Origin of the sequence: Neptuniibacter sp. QD37_11 (genome assembly GCF_047778105.1) — a bacterium.
Classification (GTDB): domain Bacteria; phylum Pseudomonadota; class Gammaproteobacteria; order Pseudomonadales; family Balneatricaceae; genus Neptuniibacter.
This window is the reverse complement of the sequence record NZ_CP180552.1, coordinates 3,426,659-3,444,587: the sequence shown is the minus strand read 5'-3', so window position 1 is coordinate 3,444,587 and position 17,929 is coordinate 3,426,659. Positions and strand designations below refer to the sequence as shown.

Here is a 17,929-nt window from a genome sequence, read left to right as displayed (position 1 = left end):
GAGTCTCCATTGTTCAACGAACACTCAAAAAATTTCATTTTGCTTAACTTCCCTATACAATTCGACCAATCGCTAAAAATAATAGATAAGTCTGATAACGGACAGGAACACCTTCTATGCGCGTCATCACATTCAATGCTCAAGGTATTGAACAAGCTACTGAAAACGGTTTTTTTGACTGGATGGTCCGTCAAGATGCTGATGTTGTTTGCTTGCAGGATCTGCGGGCGAAAGAATATCAACTTGATGACGAACGCTACCACCCCGAAGGTTATCACTCATATTTCTTTGATGCCTGGGAAGATGGCTACAGTGGTGTAGCTATATACAGCCGTACCATTCCTAAAGCGATCATGACCGGTTTGGGGTTCGAGTTGTGTGACCAGCACGGCCGTTTTATCCAAGCGGACTTTGATGATGTCAGTGTTGGGTCGTTCTGCCTGCCTTCTGGTTTGAAGAGCGAAGAAGCACAGCAGCAGAAAGAAGCCTTTATGGTCGACTTTATCGGTCACCTAAATAAAACCCTACGTAAGCGTAGAGAGTTTATCTTCTGTGGCACGACTAACATTGCGCACAAGCCAGTCGATCTGAGTAACTGGTACGCTAACCAAACGGTTTCTGGCTTTTTGCCGCAAGAGCGTGAGTGGATGGCTGAGATCTTTGATGAGATGGGCTATATCGACGCTTTCCGTCAGATCAACAAAGCAGAACGTCAATTCAGCTGGTGGCCTGATTACAACCGTGCCCGTAAGTTGAACGAAGGTGCACGCTTGGATTACCAGATTACTTCAGCAAGTCTGCGTAAGACGGTTAAAAATGCGCAGATCTATCGTGATCAGATGTTCAGTGAACACGCGCCAATCATCATCGATTACGATTTTGATTAAGTTGATTTAGAAAACAAAAAAGGAGCCAATAGGCTCCTTTTTTAATGGGCTGAAGGTTTATTCAGCCAAAGCTTTTTGCTGCAGATCGATCAGCTCAGAGATACCTTTGCGTGCTAGATCCAACATCGCATTCAGCTCGTCCTGAGTATAAGGCGCGCCTTCGGCAGTACCTTGCACTTCGATAAAGCCACCGTCGCCAGTCATGATCACGTTCATATCAGTTTCAGCTTTGCTGTCTTCAGCATAATCCAAATCGAGAACAGGCTCACCTTCATAGATACCTACAGACACTGCTGCGATCTTCTGCACCATAGGGTCGCCTTTCATAGCGCCGTTCTTATCTTGCTTAAGCACATTAATTGCATCTTGAAGGGCAACATAAGCACCAGTGATGGACGCTGTACGTGTACCGCCATCCGCCTGCAGAACGTCGCAGTCTAGAGTGATCGTGTTTTCGCCTAGTTTTTTAAGGTTAAGCGCAGCACGAAGAGAGCGACCAATTAACCGTTGGATCTCTACAGTACGACCGCCTTGTTTACCTTTAGCCGCTTCACGACCGTTACGAGACGTTGTAGAGCGAGGCAGCATGCCGTACTCAGCAGTAATCCAGCCTTGGCCAGAACCGCGCAAAAAACGAGGTACACCGCGTTCTACAGTTGCAGTACAAAGCACCTTTGTATTACCAAACTCAACTAAAACGGAGCCTTCAGCGTGCATAGTAAAGTTACGAGTTATCTTAACTTCACGCATCTGATCATTTTCACGTCCGCTTGGGCGGTGCTTCTTAATACCAAGAGTTTGCAGCTGTTCTGAAATAGATGAACTCATGCCTGTCCTTTATCAATATTCTGGTCTGCCATAGCGTGGCACTGCCGAGCTAGGCTGTTACAATGCGAATTAATGATGCATTTTAATCGAGAATGAACAATATGACACGTAGCATGACAGCTTTTGCTCGACAGGAAGCCGAGCACGAATGGGGATCTCTAAGTTGGGAGATCCGTTCCGTTAACCATCGTTATCTGGAACCTCACCTGCGTTTACCGGAAAACCTAAAAGAGCTAGAAGGTTTTCTACGTGAACAGCTACGTAAAAATCTAAGTCGCGGTAAAGTTGAATGTACTCTGCGCTTCAACCCAGAAGCCAAAGTTCAACAGCTGGTGGTGAACCCTGCCTACGCGCAAGAGGTTGTACAAGCAGCCGAACAGATCCAAGGCATGCTGAAAGAGCACCAAGCGCTTGATCCACTAGAACTACTGCGCTGGCCTGGTGTATTGCAAGACACCAAGCTGGATATGGATCTAGTCAAAAAATCGGCTAAAGATCTTTTCGGTACTGCACTTAAAGACCTAATCGAAGGTCGCGGCCGTGAAGGTGTTGAACTCGCAACACTGATCAACCAGCGCCTAGATGCAATTAGCGAAATCGTGAAGGAAGTTCGCGAAAAAATGCCGCAGATTCTGCAAAACCAGCGCGATAACCTGCATCAGCGTTTAGCAGAACTAAAAGTAGAGCTAGATGAAGGCCGCGTTGAACAAGAGATTGCGCTGCTAGCGCAAAAAGCCGACGTCGATGAAGAGATGGACCGCCTAGACACCCACGTACAAGAAGTGCGCCGTGTCCTAAAACAAAAAGGCCCAATCGGCCGCCGTTTAGACTTCCTAATGCAGGAGCTAAACCGCGAAGCGAATACCCTATCTTCTAAATCGATTGTTGCGAGCACGACTCAATGTGCGGTTGAGCTGAAAGTGCTAATCGAACAGATGCGTGAGCAGATCCAGAATATTGAGTGATTCAATCTAGAATCATCAGATCCCTACTCGGACTCGAGTAGGGTGTTCTTCAAGCCTTACTTAAAGCGTACTCTGTGCGCTTTTCTCGCCTTTATTACTCAAAGCTAGTTGTTGCTCATTCTTAGGTTGATCTAAGCGAGCAATATAATCTTTAAGCTGGCGTTCGAACGCGTTTTTCTTCTTACCTGTGAGTGATACCGCAATTGGGATTTTGGCTTTCATTGCGTTCACCGGGCGGCCATTTTTATGTAGTTCGAAGTGTAGGTGAGCGCCGGTTGAGCGGCCTGAGTTGCCGGACAGGGCGATCTTTTGGCCGCGTTTCACGCGTTGGCCTTTAACTACATAAGATCTATGCAAGTGTAGGTAACGGGTTTTGTAGCTCTGACCGTGTTTGATCTCGATATAGAGCCCCGCGTATTTATGGCGAACCACACGGGTTACGACACCATCACCGGTTGATACTACTGGTGTGCCGATGCGCATGGCGAAGTCGGTGCCGTTGTGTGGGCGAATCAGCCCGGTTACAGGGTGTTTACGGCGTGGATTAAAGTGTGAAGATAGACGGTATTTACCGTTAAACGGATAGCGCTGGAAGGCTTTCTCTAGATTACGGCCTTTCTCGTCGTAGTAGTTATCTTCAAACAGGAAAGCGCTGATATTGTGGCGGTTCTTGATTCGGATTGCCTCAACTTTAGTGTTGCCGGTTGCTTCGCCATCAACATATTGGCGAGAAACGAGCACTTCAAACTTATCACCACGTTGGATATCACGACGGAAGTCCACGCGCTGCTTGAGTACTTGGGTAATCGATTGCGCCTCAGCTTGAGTTAGACCAGCTTTTTTGCCCGAACCAGTAAAACTATAGAGGATCTCGCCTTGGATTAGCTTCTCTTGCCAATCACCTTCGATACGAATCTCTTCAAACTCAAAACTATCTGCTTTTCGCGTATACACAACTTTGTGCGCAAGGCTAAATTGCAGTTCTAGACGCTGTAGTTTTTGATTTTGTTTTTCAAAAACTAAAGTGTGCCCCGGCATTAGGTTATCTAATGCTAGAACGTTAACGTCAGTTTCGAGCAGCTGATACATGGTTTTTTGAGGCAGGTGTAAGCGCTCAAAGATTTTACCTAAGGTATCGCCTTTACGAACGATGTATTGGTAACCATTAGTGCCTGTATCTGGAACTAACAGGGTTTCTGCGGCGGGTACGCTGTCAAAAGTCCAAGGGGCTTTTAGCTGGCGAATGCTAAACTTCGGTTGCTCAAAGATCGGCGCATCGGTGTCCACAAGGTGTTCTAGAGATAAAGGTGTGGACGAATGAGGGCGATCGCCAGAGGGTAGAAAAGCCGCCACTAGAAGCATTGCTGCTAAGGCTATAAGTGCGCGCTGGTGGCGCTTAGGTAAAGCTGTTACAAAACCTGCTGAGGCTGAAATCCAGCGCATCAAAGTAAACCGTCGTACAAAGTTTGAGTCATAAGTACTTTCGATCATATAGTATTTATCGCTGAAAGGCCCGTATTTCCTCAGGATTCGTAGTTTTAAATGGCTTATTTAGTCTGTTTTCATGGTGAAAAAGGGGAAAGATCTTATAATAGCCCTGCAGCAAGACGGTTTGCTGCTTCAATTTGAGTATGAGAATTCACATGGCTAAAGGCACGTTATATGTTGTTTCGGCTCCTTCGGGAGCGGGTAAAACCAGTCTCGTTAAGGCGATGCTAAAACAGGATAATGATATTGTCGTATCAGTATCCCACACCACGCGGGATATGCGTCCGGGCGAAACAAACGGTGTGGACTACAATTTCGTGTCTATGGATGAGTTCAATCAGATGATTGAAGCATCTGATTTCCTAGAGTTTGCTGAAGTATTTACCAATAAATACGGCACCTCTCAGCGTTGGGTTGAGGATCAGCTAGAGCAGGGTAAAGATGTTATTCTAGAGATCGATTGGCAGGGTGCTCAGCAGATTCGTCGTTTGATGCCTGAATGCCTGTCTATTTTCATTCTTCCGCCGTCCCGTGAAGCGCTCCAAGAGCGTCTGACTAACCGTGGTCAGGACAGTGACGAGGTGATCAACCTACGTATGTCTGAAGCGGCGAGCGAAATGAGTCATTACGGCGAGTACGATTACCTTGTGATCAACGATGATTTTGATCAGGCACTGCGTGAACTACACGGCGTATTCCTGTCGCAGCGTATGCAGATCGCCCAGCAGCAAGAACGTTGCCGTGATCTGTTGAGTTCTCTATTGTCATAAGCCAAATATGCAGGTAAACTGCGCGGTCTTTTTAATGTACCGAATTCTGAGGTTACCCCCATGGCACGAGTTACCGTTGAAGATTGCCTAGAAAACGTAGATAACCGTTTTCAGTTGGTTATGGTTGCCGCTAAGCGCGCACGTCAGCTTGCTACTGGCGGTAAAGAACCAAAAGTAGAGTGGGAAAACGACAAGCCAACCGTTGTTGCTCTACGTGAAATTGCAGAAGGTCACACTGACCGTACTGTTCTGGACGAAGTCGAGCAAGACTAAGCCCTAAGCACACTGCTTTATCAGACGCCTCGCTATCATGCGGGGCGTTTGTGTTTATACTTGTTGGTAAATTCGTTAGTAATTCCTTGTTTAGGTCTTTTCCTAGCAGAATGAATGCGGCATCATCAGATGTAATGTGCATTTATTTGTTTGTAGCACTGGAGGGGTAATGCCGACCATTGACGCACTTTCTCAACGCCTGAATGATTACCTGGATCTGGAACAGATTCAGCAGGTGCGTCGTTCCTATTTTTATGCCGAACAGGCCCATGATGGCCAGAAGCGTAAAAGTGGTGAACCTTATGTAACACACCCCCTTGCCGCGGCAAATATTCTTGCAGAACTGCGTATGGACCATCAGAGCCTGATGGCAGCCATGCTGCACGATGTTATCGAAGATACCGAGATCGCCTACGAAGGGATCGAATCCCAGTTTGGTAAAGCCGTTGCCGATATCGTTGACGGTGTATCTAAACTGACCCACCTAGAGTTTGAAACCAAAGCCGAAGCTCAAGCCAGCAACTTCCAGAAGATGGTGTTGGCGATGGCGGAAGATATTCGCGTGATTTTGGTGAAACTGGCGGACCGTCTGCACAATATGCGTACCTTGGGTGCGATGCCGGGGCATAAGCAGCGACGCATCGCTCGTGAAACGCTGGATATCTACGCACCGATTGCAGCTCGACTAGGCATGCGTGATGTGCAGGTGGAGCTGGAAGATCTGGCGTTCCAAGCGCATTACCCAATGCGCGCCAAGCATATTCGTCGAGCAGTCGTTCAAGCGCGTGGTCAGCGTAAAGATGTGATTAGCTCGATTCAGGAAACGATCGAAAAACGCCTCCAGAAAGAGGGTTTGAGCGGTACAGTTACCGGTCGAGAGAAACACCTTTACAGCATCTACTCCAAGATGAAGGCGCAGCGTAAGTCCTTCTCTGAGATCATGGACGTATTTGCTTTCCGTATCGTGACCGACTCAGTTGATGACTGTTACCGTACACTTGGTGCCGTGCATAATTTGTATAAACCGGTGCACGACCGCTTTAAAGACTATATCGCGATCCCTAAAGCCAACGGCTATCAGTCACTACATACTGATCTTTTCGGTGCTAGAGACATCACCATCGAGGTGCAGATTCGTACCCATGAGATGGATGCAGTAGCCAATCAGGGTATTGCTGAACATAGCCACTACAAGAACGAAGAAGAATTGGATGCATCTGATAGCGCATTAGGCAGTTATAAGCGTGCCCGTAAGTGGGTGCAGGGCTTGTTAGAGATGCATCAGCGCGCAGGTAACTCCATGGAGTTTATCGACAGCGTTAAGACCGATCTGTTCCCTGATGAGGTGTACGTCTTTACGCCGCTGGGTAAAATTATGGAGCTACCAAGTGGTGCGACAGCGGTAGACTTTGCTTATGCCGTTCATACCGATGTCGGTAACTCTTGTGTCTCTTGCCGTATAAACCGCCGATTGGCGCCGCTGTCTCAGCCGTTAGAAAATGGCCAAACTGTCGAAATTATTACAACGCCAAGCGCTCAGCCAAATATGGCATGGCTCAACTTTGTTGTCACAGGTAAAGCGCGTACAGCGATTCGCCACTACTTGAAGAATCAACAGCGTCACGAGTCTGTAGAGCTTGGTCAGCGTTTGTTAAATCAGTTCCTCGCCAATTATGGTGCGACCTTAAACGATATCGATCCGTTCAAACTGCGTGAGCTGCTGCAAGAAGCTGAATTGGATAGCATGGAAGACTTGCTAGAAGATATCGGCTTGGGTAATCGCATGGCGTATGTCGTTGCGCGCAGGCTGCGTCCGGAAGAGGGTGCTCAGTCGGGGGATGATAGTGAAACAAACCGCCGCCAGAAACCGATGTCGATTAAAGGTACTGAGGGTATGGTGCTGCAATATGCGAAATGCTGTTTACCTATCCCGGGTGACTCGATTATTGGTCATATCAGTACTGGCCGCGGTTTAGTTATCCATCAGACCGATTGCCGTAATATAGGCTACCTGCGTGATGATCCAGAGAAATGTATCTATCTGGAATGGTCAGACAACTTGGACGAAGAGTTCAGCGTTAATCTGACCGTCCAGGTTGAGTCCCATCGCGGCATTATTGCTGAGCTTGCTACGACCACTTCGAGCATAGGTGCGGATGTTGTTGCGATTGATATTAGTGAGCACGAAGGTCAGCTAGCGAATGTCCATATGGAAGTGACAGTGACTGACCGTATCCATTTGGCACGCGTGATGAAGAAACTGCGTCGCTTGAAGAGTGTGAACCGTATTACCCGCTACTGATTTCGTTTTCGCAAAAGTTAGCACTAGTTATTCCCCTAGTGCTAAACCTTCCCTTCGATTATCTACTGCACTTTCCCATTCGTTTGATGGCAGACGACGGAATCCGTGTAGGCCACTATTCAGATCTCTTACCTTTATCTGATGCCCCATCGCCTCTAACGGCTGCTGTAGCTGATCAATAGGTGTGTCCGCCTCAAGCTCGGTTAGCCCGTTACGGTTGCTGATATGTGGCTGATTAACGATCTCCTGCATACTGAGGTCAGAGTTGAACATCAGCAGCAGGCTTTGCGCTACATAGTTGATGATTCGGCTTCCGCCAGGAGAACCAATGGCTGCATGCAAATTTCCATCTGCGTCGAATATCATAAACGGCGACATCGAGCTGCGTGGGCGTTTGCCCGGTTGCACGCGGTTGGCGACAATCTGCCCTTTGCTAATACCTTTGAAAGAGAAGTCCGTTAGCTGATTGTTCAGCAGAAAACCTCCTGCCATCAGCGTTGAGCCAAACGCCATTTCGATACTGCTGGTCATCGACACCGCATTGCCCCAACGGTCGACCACCACAAAGTGAGTAGTGGAGGGGCGTTCTGGGGATTGCGCATCAACTAAGTTAGCCATAGCGTGTGGAGGTTTACCTGCCTTGGCTTGGCCTAAGTCTTTATCTAGTGAGATTAGTTTGGAGCGCTCATTTAGGTAGTTAGGGTCGAGTAATCCTTGTACAGGCACATCGACAAAATCGCTATCGGCTAGATAACGGCCACGATCCGCAAAAGCGAGGCGTGATGCTTGGGTGAAGAGATGGTTAAACTCCAAGCTCTCTGGGGCAAAGGTTGCTAGATCATGTTGCTCAAGCAGTTTTAGTATCTGCAGTACAGTGACACCGCCAGATGTTGGCGGTGGGAAACCGCACACTCGATACTCTTTGTATGGCAGACAGATCGGAGCGCGTTCTTTAGCTTGGTAACTAGCTAGGTCACTTTTATCGAGTAAACCCGGATTGTCCTTAATGGATTGCACCTTATCCGCGATTGCGGTTGCAATAGGGCCTAGATAAAACGCTTGGGTGCCGTTATCAGCAATTAACTGCAAACTGTCGGCTAATTCGGGGTTAGTTCTGATAAAACCGACCGGCAGAGGGGAGCCATCAGGGTTATAAAAATAGTCTCTCGCTTCTTTATAGCGGTTAAGCCCCGGGTTGATACCGCTGGCGATCAACTTGTGTAAGCGTGGGCCTATCGGAAAGCCTTCTCTAGATTGTTGAATAGCATCGTCAAACAGATCTTGCCAAGCCAGTTTACCGTGCTTTTCTTGCGCCATTTCCAGCATTTTTAAGACACCGGGTGTGCCAACAGAGCGCCCACCGACCATAGCTTCTACCCATGGCATCGGCTTTTTATTTTTTTGGAACAATCGGTAGTCTGCTTTCGCCGGTGCTGTCTCGCGGCCATCATAAGCCTTCAGCGTTTGCTGCTCCTGATCCCAATAGAGCATAAACGCGCCGCCACCAATACCAGAGGATTGTGGCTCAACTAAGGTCAGCATGGCTTGAATGGCTACGGCAGCATCTGCGGCTGTACCGCCTTGTTGCAGAATGCTTAGGCCAGCCTGAGTAGCAAGAGGGTGTGCTGTGACTACTAAGGATTGTTGGGTGGCGATCGCTTCGCTTTGATAGAGCCCGGTAGATGATTCGGGAGCAAGATCCTCTTCCACTGCGTGAGCGGAAAGACCGAGCAGTGAAAAGATGATCAGCAATGCTTGGCTAATTTGGAGAATTATCGACATTTTTCTCATTTAAACTGATTTAAATCGTGAATTTTTGACCAAGAACTTTGCTTTCCCTAATTGTTGCTAATAATCTACCCTTTAGATTAAACCAAGACTAGGTTTGGAGAGAGTAAATTGTCAGTCGGCGTACGAGTTCTGGAAAACAGTGGTGAATTACCGCAGTTTCGCTTGGTGTTATTGCATGATGCTGAAGGTAAGGTGCTGGCTCTGCTTCCTGCGGCGTCATTACTCAATTTAGTTTCTGTCTGGAAAGAGACAGGTCGACAGCTACAGCCTGTTCGTGGCGAAGATGCGAAACGCTATTTTAGCCAAGATGCCTTAAGGCATCCTGAAGGACAGAAAAAACTTTTATCTCTCAAGCTGTTGGTATCTCCTGAAATTTTGCAGCACGATCGAGTCGAACTGATCGAACCGCACGCTGAGCTGTGTTTTGGCGTGAGTGCTAAACAGATCGAGAAAGCGAGTAGCTGTAACTTAGCGCTTACCACAGAGCAGATCGAAGCTGTGCAGCCGAAAGGTGATGACCGCGTTGTTATCACTCAGGCGGTTGAGCGCTTTACTGAGTTGCGAATCAAGCAACGCCTTGAAGATACTTTAGGTCTGCCTTCTCTATCTCCAACGATTAAAAAAATTATCGAGCTTCGCTCTGATCCAGAAGCAGGTGTGAGTGAGCTCGTACCGGTCGTGCGGATTGATCCTAGCCTTTCTGCTCAAGTGATGAGCTGGGCTGCATCTCCGTATTATGCGGCTCCAGGTAAAGTCAGCTCGATTGATGATGCGGTTATCCGTGTCCTTGGTTTTGATCTCGTGATCAATATGGCGCTAGGTACGGCGATGGGTGAGATGCTACGTGTACCAGAAGATGGCCCACGTGGTGCGACGCCTTACTGGTTGCAGTCGGTTTATAACGCTGCGTTTGCTGAGCAGCTATGCCGTGCTATGCCAGAAAATGAAGATCAGCCTAAACCGGGTTTGATCTACCTGTCTTCTTTGCTACATAACTTTGGTTATCTCGTGTTGGCACACCTGTTCCCGCCACACTTCACACTATTGTCCCGTTATATCGAGGCAAACCCACACTTTGCTTTAGATTCGGTAGAACAACAGGTATTGAGTGTTACCCGTGAACAGATTGGTAGTTGGTTGCTATCGAGTTGGGAATTGCCAGCTGAGGTAACGACAGCGATTCGTCATCAGAATGAACCTGATTATGCCGGCGAACATAGTAACTATGTCAAAGTGCTCTATATGGCAAACCGTCTGCTGCGTCAGCAGGGTTTGAGTGACGGTCCTTTGGAAGAAGTTCCAGAAGAGATGTATGCAGAGCTTGGCTTAAAAGAGCCTGATGTAGCTAAAATGCTTCGCCGTTTAATGCGTAATGACGAAGATATTAAAGAGTTAACAGCGTTACTGGGTGACTAAACGTCACCCAGTTCTTCCTCAAGGGCTTCCAGAGCTTCTTGCTGCTCCATCCACTCTTCTTCGGTTTGCTCCGCTTGCTGTTTCAACTCCGCTTGTTGTTGTAGCAAGGTTTTGAGCTTGTCCTTGTTTTGCTCTTCGTAGATCGAACTATCACTAAGTGCTGTTTCGATCTCATCTAGCTGTTCGTGCTGCTTTTCCATCGCTTTTTCTAGCTTTTCCAACTGCTTTTTCAGTGGACGTAGCTGGTTACGACGTTCGGCTGCTAAACGTTTCTGTTCCTTACGTTCTGCTGCAGAGAGCGTCTTTTTTTCTTCTGTCGCTGCAGGGGCAAAGGCTTCAGCTTCGGCTTTTTGTTCGAGGCGCTTCTGTTCTAACAACCAGTTTTGGTAGTCATCTAGATCACCTTTAAACTCTTCAACTTTGCCATTCGCAACCAGAAGGAACTCATCTACGGTATTACGCAGCAGGTGACGGTCATGGGAGACTAGAATCAATACGCCTTCGAACGATTGTAGAGCAAGGGTCAGTGCGTGACGTACTTCCAGGTCCAAGTGGTTGGTTGGTTCGTCCATCAATAGCAGATTTGGTTTCTGCCAAGCGATCATAGACAGTGCAACGCGGGCTTTTTCACCACCAGAAAAGTTATCCACAGGCTCTAATGCACGATCACCGATAAACCCGAAGGAACCTAAGAAATCACGGATCTCTTGTTCGGAGGCATTTGGACTAATGCGTTTGATATGTAAAAGCGGTGAAGCCGCCATATCGAGTGCTTCAAGCTGATGTTGAGCAAAATAACCGATCTGCAAGTTGTCACTTTCGTGGCGTTCGCCATTGCAGAGATCCAAATCGCCCACGAGTGACTTAACTAGCGTTGATTTACCAGCACCGTTTGGGCCAAGAAGACCGATACGCGCACCGGGCGTAAGGGTCAAAGAAGTTTTATCCAGAATAACGCTATCGTCATAGCCGCACTGTGCATCGTACAAAGTCAGCAATGGCGATGACATCTTGTCTGCAGAGCAAAATTTAAAGCTGAACGGACTATCAATGTGCGCAGGCGCAATTTTCTCCATGCGCTCCAGCTCTTTGATACGGCTTTGCGCTTGTTTTGCCTTAGTGGCTTTAGCACGGAAACGGCGGACAAAGTTTTCAATTTCACCAATACGCTGTTGCTGTTTCTCAAATGCAGATTGTTGCTGTGCCAGACGATCCGCCCGCTGTATTTCAAAGGCTGAGTAACCGCCCTTGTATAGATTCAGCTTGTTACGCTCGATATGAGTGATATGGCTTACCACGTTATCGAGGAAATCACGGTCATGGGAGATCAGAATCAACATGCCCGGGTATTGGCGCAGCCATTGTTCCAGCCAGATCGTTGCATCCAGATCCAAGTGGTTGGTTGGCTCATCCAGAAGTAACAGGTCAGATGGGCACATCAATGCTTGAGCTAGGTTAAGACGGATTCTCCAGCCGCCTGAGAACTCTTTGACTGAACGGGTGATATCGTTATGGCTAAAGCCTAAACCGGCGAGAAGCTGGGCTGCACGAGACTCAGCGCTATAACCGTTGTGGTTATCTAGCTCGGCATGCAGCTCGCCTAAGCGATTCATATCATGATCGGCTTCTGCTTTCGCAAGCTCTTGCTGGATAGAGCGGAGCTTGTAATCACCGTCTAAGACGTAGTCGAGTGCTGAGCGATCAGAGGTCGGAACCTCCTGCGCCATATGAGAGATACGCAGTCCCCCCGGTAGCTCGAGGTCTCCGTTATCACAGTGAAGCTCTCCGAGTAGCAGTTTAAACAGAGAGGATTTACCCGCACCATTTGCACCAACTAAACCGACTTTCCACCCCGAATGCAGGGTCAGATCGGCTTGTTCTAGCAATATGTTGTGGCCGCGTTGTAAGCTAACTTGCTGAAATTGAATCATGGCGGCGGATTTTAACATAGAGATGCAATTGAAAAATGACCTTTGGGACTTTGCGCTCAACTTTTATCAACAGCCGGGCATAGAGCAGAGCTGTTTAGAGTTACAAAACGAGTTTGGGTTGAGCATTAACCGTCTGATCTTTGCTTGTTGGGGCGGGATACAGGGCTATGCGCTCGAATCGATTACTTGTGATGAGGCGGATCACTGGCAGCAGGAGATGACCCATCCACTGCGTGGTGTTCGTTATAAAGTGCGCGAACGTAAGCAGCAAGAATCGGAATATGATGCTTGTTATCAGAAGTTGCGTCAGGCTGAATTGGCTTGTGAGCAGATAGAGCTCGCTTTGCTCTATCAACAGGGCCAAAAGGCAAAGCAAACACAACCATCTTTAGAAATAATTGAAGAAAACCTGCATAGCTATTTGAAATCTAAAAAAGTGCCTATAGATAAAGAGATATTAGGCGCATTGAATCCCCTGTTACAGGCGGCTAACACCTACTTAAGCACGAATCATAAGGAATAGGTGGTGCCCCGCTGAACTTTGCTGTTTAATCAGGGACTAATAAGGCCTGTTGTAACTTGTAGGTTTATCTCAATTGATAGGATAGCTGCCGCAAAAGGCGCGCTGATTCCAAAGAATTACAAACAAGGATATTTAGCATGAAACAAACTTTGCTGGCGGTTGCTCTAGGTGCCGCGATGGTATCTCCAATGGTTTCCGCAGTGGAACTAAAAACTGAAGAGCAGAAAGTTAGCTACAGTGTTGGTCTGATGGTTGGTGAACAGCTTAAGACGATCCCTAATGTTGATTTTGATGCGTTCCTTGAAGCTGCTAAAACAACTTATGGCGATAAAGAGCCAAAGCTGTCACCTGATCAGGTACGCGAAGTGATGACTGCTTTCCAGAAGAAACAGATGGAAGAGCAGAAGAAAAAACACGATCAATTAAGTTCTGACAACCTTGAAGCAGGTAAAAAATACCTAGCTGAAAATGGTAAGAAGAAAGGCGTTACAACAACTGAGTCTGGCCTTCAGTACGAAGAGCTAACAGCTGGTAAAGGTAAGTCTCCAACAGCTGCAGACACAGTAAAAGTACACTACCGTGGTACGCTTATTAACGGTGAAGAATTTGATAGCTCGTTCTCTCGTAACGAACCTGTATCTTTCCCGTTGAACGGTGTAATTCCAGGTTGGACTGAAGGTCTACAGATGATCAAAGAAGGCGGTAAAGCGCGTTTGGTTATCCCTGCTGATCTAGCGTACGGTCCAGGTGGTATGGGCAATGCAATTGGTCCAAACGAAACACTAATTTTTGAAGTTGAGCTTCTGGAAATTAACCCAGGTGCGGAAGACGCTGCTGAAGCTGAGCAGAAGTAATCACTTCTTAGCAAGGTTTGACTTAAAAAGGCCGATGCTTCACAGCATCGGCCTTTTTTATTTAATCACTTTTTAGTACGTTTATTTCAGCTCGTTCATGATGCCGTTTGAGCCAATTGCATAATATTTACCCTGACCAAATGCCACTGCGTATACACCGGCATGCACTGGCCCGTAGGGGTCTCGCTTATGAATTCGCCATGTGCGAAGTTCTGCACCGGTTTTAACATCCCAAAGCTGTACTAACCCCGCTGCGGTACCGGTTAATAACTTAGAGTTATCTGGAGAAAAGCGTGCGCTTAGATAGCTTACTCGTTTTTGCAGTAGATCTTTTATGTTGCTCAGAACGTGTAGCTCTTTACCGCTATTCACATCCCAAATTACGGCTTTATCTAAGCTGCCGGCACTGAAGGCATACTGAGTATTTGGCGAGATAGCGACAGTATCCACTACATTGCCAAACTCTAGCTCACGTAGCATTTCACCGGTCTGCATGCTCCATAGCTTAGCTTTGTAAGCATCAGAACCTGTTAGCGCAAGAGTGCCGTCATCACTGAGGTCAACACTGCGAACACGTGCATTATGGCGAAGGGTACGTTGGACACCGCCGTTTTTGACATCAAAATATACAGCGGTGTGATCGGCTAGGCCAAGTAGCGCGAAATCACCATTCGGGGATAGGTCCATCTGCATGATCTCAGCAGGGGAACTCCAGAACCATTCTGGTTTACCGGTTTTTACATCCCATAGAACGAGATCTTGCTGGTTTGCTGTCGCGGCATAAGTGCCTTCCGGAGAGAAGGCCGTCGCTGCGATGATAGAGAAGTCTTTGGCTTTATGATTCCAGTTGAACAGGCGCTCGTGATTGCTGCTCTGCCAAAGGCTTCCGCCGTGATTGAAAGAACCTATAACACTATGAGAGCCATTTTCGGATAAGGCAGCGGAATATGCGCCGGTAAGTGCATATTCCTTCCACAAACTTGGGTCATCACCGCCGCCACAGCCAGTTAATCCGAGGATACTGCCAGCCAGTAGCAGTTTACTAAACCCATAGCGCATCAATTCTTATCCTTCTACCGCTTCTCTGTGGGAGGTATGAAGCACGGCAATCATTTTATCTTCGAGTTCGAAACGTTCTTCCAGTGCTTCTCCAAGTTTAGATAAACGCTCGGAAAATTCACGGATCTGCTGCACTGTAGGATCAAGAAGATTATTAAAATCATCGTTAAAATCTAGCGCAATATCGGTGCTTACCTGAATTTTAGGTAGCAGTGACTGGCCTTCTTCAAGACTGCCATCATTGAAATCGCTGCCTTCCAATAGCAGCTGCTCATAGACCTCAAAGTGTCCAGAGGAGAGATAATCCATCAACGTCTGGCAAAAGCCTTGAGCTTTATTGTTCAGCTCTTCGTTGATGTGGTGTTCAGGCAGATGGACAAATTGGCTGATCAGCATCTGACGTTCTTCAAGCCAAGAATCGATGATCTCGCTGACACCGCCCCAGCGCTCTTTAGCGTTTTTGCATTTCTCTAACATCCTGCGCTCCTTTCCTACCATGTAGACAGGGGTTGGTAAATTCAGAGTGAAAGTGATTTACCATTTCTATTTATTAGTACCCTTTCGCTCATCATATTCCTAAGCTGATTCAGGGTGCAACCGTCCCTATAGTAAAAAATAGTTTTTTCGACCGCTTTGATATAGAACAGGGTCAAACACAGTTAACTTTTTGTCCATAAGCCCCTGTTGGGGCTGGAAATAGCGCGCTATACTGCTGCTATTGAAGACGAATGACTGAGGCGAACAATGCTTAAGCGACTGGTTTTATTTATTTTTTTGGCTTTTTCTGTACAACTGACTTGGGCAGAAGGTGATGAACAGAAAACCGCTGAAGACTATGTTAATTACATCGAATTAAAAGCGTTTGTAACCAATTTTGGTGGTGTAGGTAAAACGCGCTTCCTGAAATGCGAAGTGACGATTCAGGTATCAAGCGAAGCGGCGCACCATGCGGTAAACCACCATATGGCTCATATCCGTAATGATATTGTGTTTCTGCTAAGTGCTCAGACTGATGACACGGTTGGTACAGTTGAGCTACAGCAAGAGCTAGCGAAGAAAGCACTGAAAAAAGTACAAAACATCTTAGTAGAAGAAGAGGGTGAAGGTTTCGTATCTGATCTTTTCTTTACGAGTTTCGTAGTGCAGTAGCTACTAACCGAAAACAAAAAAAGCAGGCCACTTCGGTGTCCTGCTTTTTTTATGGGCGCAATATAGAGTGGCTAATTAGTTCGCCATATAGTCCGCTAAGTAGTCATCAAAGTCTGGCTGCTCCGCCGCTTCAATTTGCTGTTGTTCTACAAGAGAGCTTTGGCTGAGTTCTTCCAACATCGCTGCCATCTCTGATGAAGGTGCTTCGGATAGCAGAGTTTCTTTATGGCGCTGTGCTTGTTGCATCACAAAGTCACCGTGGTCGAAATTCTTATCCTGCATCTCTTTAAGTACTTGCGCTGATGGCGTTAGCTCAGGATCTAGCAACTTAGCTTTTTGGACTTTAATTGCTGCGCCAAATTGACTGCTATTGTGTGCTTGATCAAACAGCGCTGCCGTTTTCTCCATTTCTGCGAGAAACTCGATGCCCCAATCCTTCAAAGTAACCGTCTGATCGTTGTTGATTAGTGTCAAACCTGGTTCACGGCCGCGAGTGACCACCTGCTGGTGGTTATCTTGAATCTGCTCACACTCAGCATTGCTAATTTCGCTATCGTCCATCAGCAAGCAGGTGACTAAGAACAGGTCTAAGAAATCAGCTTGGGTCTGATCGATACCCAAAGGTAGGAATGGATTGATATCGGTATTACGGACTTCGATATATTCCACGCCCTTAGACATCAACGCATGAATCGGTTTTTCACCGGATTCTGTGACGCGTTTAGGGCGAATATCGCTGTAGTATTCGTTTTCAATCTGTAAAACATTGGTGTTTAGCTGTCGATATTCACCGTCTACTTTGACGCCGATCTCTTCGTATTGCTGGTAAGGCGTACGGATCGCACTCTCCAGAGATTTGGCGTAAGTATCTAGATGGTTAAAGCAGATATTTAGGCTAGCTTGAGCTTTATTGGAATAGCCAAGGTCGCTCATACGCAATGAAGTCGCATAAGGCAGATACAACGTACCTTTGCCCATCTCTTCTAGGTTGTGCTTCTTACCCTTTAGGAACGAGCTACATAAAGCCGGAGATGCACCAAAGAGATAGATTAGTAGCCAAGAATAACGACGGAAATTTCTGATCAGGCCGAAATACGCAGCGGATCGGAAATCTTGTAGTGATAGTTCACTGCCTGAAAAACTATGGTAAAGCGGCCAGAATGCTTCAGGGAGTGAGAAGTTGTAATGAATGCCAGCAATGGTCTGCATTACTTTACCGTAGCGATGCTCTAAACCTACGCGGTAGATGTATTTCATCTGGCCGACGTTTGATGAGCCGTAACGAGCGATAGGGATCTCTTTCTCTGGCGGCAACAAGCATGGCATGCTGGCTGGCCAGATCTGCTCTTTATCGAGTTTCTGATAGGTATAGCGATGAAGATCTGCAAGGAAATTCAGGGCATCAGAGGACTTTTCGAAAACGGGCGTAATAAATTCCAGTAACGCTTCCGAATAATCAGTGGTGATATGAGCGTGAGTGAGCGCTGAACCAAGAGCTTGCGGATGAGAGGTTTGAGCTAATCTGCGTTGATCATCAACACGTAAGCCTTCCTTCTCTATACCGTGTTGTAGCTGGGTTAGCAGTCCAGAATGGCCTGCTTGGTTAAGCCAATCTAGCTTTTGTTCTAGTGCTGAAGACAAAAGTCGATCCTTTAAGTCACTCGTTGAGGGGCAACATTATAATTGAGGGAAT

Annotated in this window: 16 protein-coding genes; 9 read left to right on the top strand and 7 right to left on the bottom strand. The window is 47.1% G+C overall.

Features of this window, described 5'->3' with window-relative positions; translation table 11 throughout:
• The first annotated feature begins 116 nt into the window (after nt 1-116).
• The gene (locus tag ACMXYT_RS16275; protein WP_415899513.1) at nt 117-887 is read left to right on the top strand and encodes an exodeoxyribonuclease III; all 771 of its coding nucleotides are present in this window, start codon (nt 117-119) and stop codon (nt 885-887) included.
• Between the two features lie 57 nt (nt 888-944).
• Here the strand turns inward: ACMXYT_RS16275 and rph are convergent, their stop codons facing one another.
• Complete coding sequence (gene rph / locus ACMXYT_RS16270) at nt 945-1,715, bottom strand: ribonuclease PH (RefSeq protein WP_415882842.1); 771 nt, start codon at nt 1,713-1,715, stop codon at nt 945-947.
• Between the two features lie 101 nt (nt 1,716-1,816).
• Here rph and ACMXYT_RS16265 point away from each other — a divergent pair, with 101 nt between their 5' ends.
• Nucleotides 1,817-2,680 (top strand): YicC/YloC family endoribonuclease, encoded by an 864-nt coding sequence (locus ACMXYT_RS16265; protein ID WP_415899512.1) that lies wholly within the window; start codon nt 1,817-1,819, stop codon nt 2,678-2,680.
• A gap of 60 nt (nt 2,681-2,740) precedes the next feature.
• Here the strand turns inward: ACMXYT_RS16265 and ACMXYT_RS16260 are convergent, their stop codons facing one another.
• Nucleotides 2,741-4,171, bottom strand: coding sequence for a peptidoglycan DD-metalloendopeptidase family protein (locus tag ACMXYT_RS16260; protein WP_415911683.1), 1,431 nt, complete (start codon nt 4,169-4,171; stop codon nt 2,741-2,743).
• Nucleotides 4,172-4,317: 146 nt separating this feature from the next.
• On the opposite strand from ACMXYT_RS16260, the gene gmk reads away from it, so the two are divergent.
• From gmk to ACMXYT_RS16245, 3 genes are all read left to right on the top strand, one after another.
• Complete coding sequence (gmk, locus tag ACMXYT_RS16255) at nt 4,318-4,938, top strand: guanylate kinase (RefSeq protein ID WP_415884691.1); 621 nt, start codon at nt 4,318-4,320, stop codon at nt 4,936-4,938.
• A gap of 60 nt (nt 4,939-4,998) precedes the next feature.
• Nucleotides 4,999-5,211: a DNA-directed RNA polymerase subunit omega gene (gene rpoZ / locus ACMXYT_RS16250; protein WP_415886249.1), complete on the top strand. Its 213-nt coding sequence runs from the start codon at nt 4,999-5,001 to the stop codon at nt 5,209-5,211.
• 169 nt (nt 5,212-5,380) lie between these two features.
• Nucleotides 5,381-7,513: a RelA/SpoT family protein gene (locus ACMXYT_RS16245; RefSeq protein WP_415911682.1), complete on the top strand. Its 2,133-nt coding sequence runs from the start codon at nt 5,381-5,383 to the stop codon at nt 7,511-7,513.
• A gap of 27 nt (nt 7,514-7,540) precedes the next feature.
• Here the strand turns inward: ACMXYT_RS16245 and ggt are convergent, their stop codons facing one another.
• On the bottom strand, nt 7,541-9,295 hold the full coding sequence (gene ggt, locus ACMXYT_RS16240) for a gamma-glutamyltransferase (RefSeq protein WP_415899509.1): 1,755 nt from the start codon (nt 9,293-9,295) through the stop codon (nt 7,541-7,543).
• A 117-nt stretch (nt 9,296-9,412) separates the two neighbouring features.
• Here ggt and ACMXYT_RS16235 point away from each other — a divergent pair, with 117 nt between their 5' ends.
• On the top strand, nt 9,413-10,720 hold the full coding sequence (locus ACMXYT_RS16235) for an HDOD domain-containing protein (protein WP_415882836.1): 1,308 nt from the start codon (nt 9,413-9,415) through the stop codon (nt 10,718-10,720).
• Here ACMXYT_RS16235 and ACMXYT_RS16230 read toward each other — a convergent pair.
• Nucleotides 10,717-12,651, bottom strand: coding sequence for an ATP-binding cassette domain-containing protein (locus ACMXYT_RS16230; RefSeq protein WP_415901137.1), 1,935 nt, complete (start codon nt 12,649-12,651; stop codon nt 10,717-10,719). The genes ACMXYT_RS16235 and ACMXYT_RS16230 overlap by 4 nt on opposite strands.
• 22 nt (nt 12,652-12,673) lie before the next feature.
• Here ACMXYT_RS16230 and ACMXYT_RS16225 point away from each other — a divergent pair, with 22 nt between their 5' ends.
• On the top strand, nt 12,674-13,174 hold the full coding sequence (locus tag ACMXYT_RS16225; RefSeq protein WP_415899508.1) for a TIGR02444 family protein: 501 nt from the start codon (nt 12,674-12,676) through the stop codon (nt 13,172-13,174).
• Nucleotides 13,175-13,311: 137 nt separating this feature from the next.
• Nucleotides 13,312-14,028, top strand: coding sequence for an FKBP-type peptidyl-prolyl cis-trans isomerase (locus ACMXYT_RS16220; protein WP_415899507.1), 717 nt, complete (start codon nt 13,312-13,314; stop codon nt 14,026-14,028).
• Between the two features lie 81 nt (nt 14,029-14,109).
• Here ACMXYT_RS16220 and ACMXYT_RS16215 read toward each other — a convergent pair whose 3' ends face one another.
• Nucleotides 14,110-15,087 (bottom strand): WD40 repeat domain-containing protein, encoded by a 978-nt coding sequence (locus ACMXYT_RS16215; RefSeq protein ID WP_415899506.1) that lies wholly within the window; start codon nt 15,085-15,087, stop codon nt 14,110-14,112.
• Between the two features lie 6 nt (nt 15,088-15,093).
• Nucleotides 15,094-15,564 carry a sigma D regulator gene (gene rsd, locus ACMXYT_RS16210; RefSeq protein ID WP_415889621.1) on the bottom strand — a complete coding sequence of 157 codons (471 nt, stop codon included), beginning with the start codon at nt 15,562-15,564 and terminating at the stop codon, nt 15,094-15,096.
• 267 nt (nt 15,565-15,831) lie between these two features.
• On the opposite strand from rsd, the gene ACMXYT_RS16205 reads away from it, so the two are divergent.
• Entirely contained in the window at nt 15,832-16,236 is a 405-nt protein-coding gene (locus ACMXYT_RS16205) for a flagellar basal body-associated FliL family protein (RefSeq protein WP_415897164.1), read from the top strand.
• A 75-nt stretch (nt 16,237-16,311) separates the two neighbouring features.
• On the opposite strand, the gene gshA is transcribed toward ACMXYT_RS16205, so the two are convergent.
• Entirely contained in the window at nt 16,312-17,877 is a 1,566-nt protein-coding gene (gshA, locus tag ACMXYT_RS16200) for a glutamate--cysteine ligase (RefSeq protein WP_415899505.1), read from the bottom strand.
• Nucleotides 17,878-17,929 lie beyond the last annotated feature (52 nt).

What these genes read in the sequence shown, in the direction of transcription:
- ACMXYT_RS16205 (WP_415897164.1), top strand. Translation starts at nt 15,832, where the DNA reads ATGCTTAAGCGACTGGTTTTATTTATTTTTTTGGCTTTTTCTGTACAA.
- ACMXYT_RS16220 (WP_415899507.1), top strand. Translation starts at nt 13,312, where the DNA reads ATGAAACAAACTTTGCTGGCGGTTGCTCTAGGTGCCGCGATGGTATCT.
- rsd (WP_415889621.1), bottom strand. Translation starts at nt 15,564, where the DNA reads ATGTTAGAGAAATGCAAAAACGCTAAAGAGCGCTGGGGCGGTGTCAGC.
- ACMXYT_RS16260 (WP_415911683.1), bottom strand. Translation starts at nt 4,171, where the DNA reads ATGATCGAAAGTACTTATGACTCAAACTTTGTACGACGGTTTACTTTG.
- ACMXYT_RS16275 (WP_415899513.1), top strand. Translation starts at nt 117, where the DNA reads ATGCGCGTCATCACATTCAATGCTCAAGGTATTGAACAAGCTACTGAA.
- ACMXYT_RS16215 (WP_415899506.1), bottom strand. Translation starts at nt 15,087, where the DNA reads ATGCGCTATGGGTTTAGTAAACTGCTACTGGCTGGCAGTATCCTCGGA.
- ACMXYT_RS16225 (WP_415899508.1), top strand. Translation starts at nt 12,674, where the DNA reads ATGCAATTGAAAAATGACCTTTGGGACTTTGCGCTCAACTTTTATCAA.
- ACMXYT_RS16245 (WP_415911682.1), top strand. Translation starts at nt 5,381, where the DNA reads ATGCCGACCATTGACGCACTTTCTCAACGCCTGAATGATTACCTGGAT.
- ggt (WP_415899509.1), bottom strand. Translation starts at nt 9,295, where the DNA reads ATGTCGATAATTCTCCAAATTAGCCAAGCATTGCTGATCATCTTTTCA.
- ACMXYT_RS16230 (WP_415901137.1), bottom strand. Translation starts at nt 12,651, where the DNA reads ATGATTCAATTTCAGCAAGTTAGCTTACAACGCGGCCACAACATATTG.
- ACMXYT_RS16265 (WP_415899512.1), top strand. Translation starts at nt 1,817, where the DNA reads ATGACACGTAGCATGACAGCTTTTGCTCGACAGGAAGCCGAGCACGAA.
- rph (WP_415882842.1), bottom strand. Translation starts at nt 1,715, where the DNA reads ATGAGTTCATCTATTTCAGAACAGCTGCAAACTCTTGGTATTAAGAAG.
- rpoZ (WP_415886249.1), top strand. Translation starts at nt 4,999, where the DNA reads ATGGCACGAGTTACCGTTGAAGATTGCCTAGAAAACGTAGATAACCGT.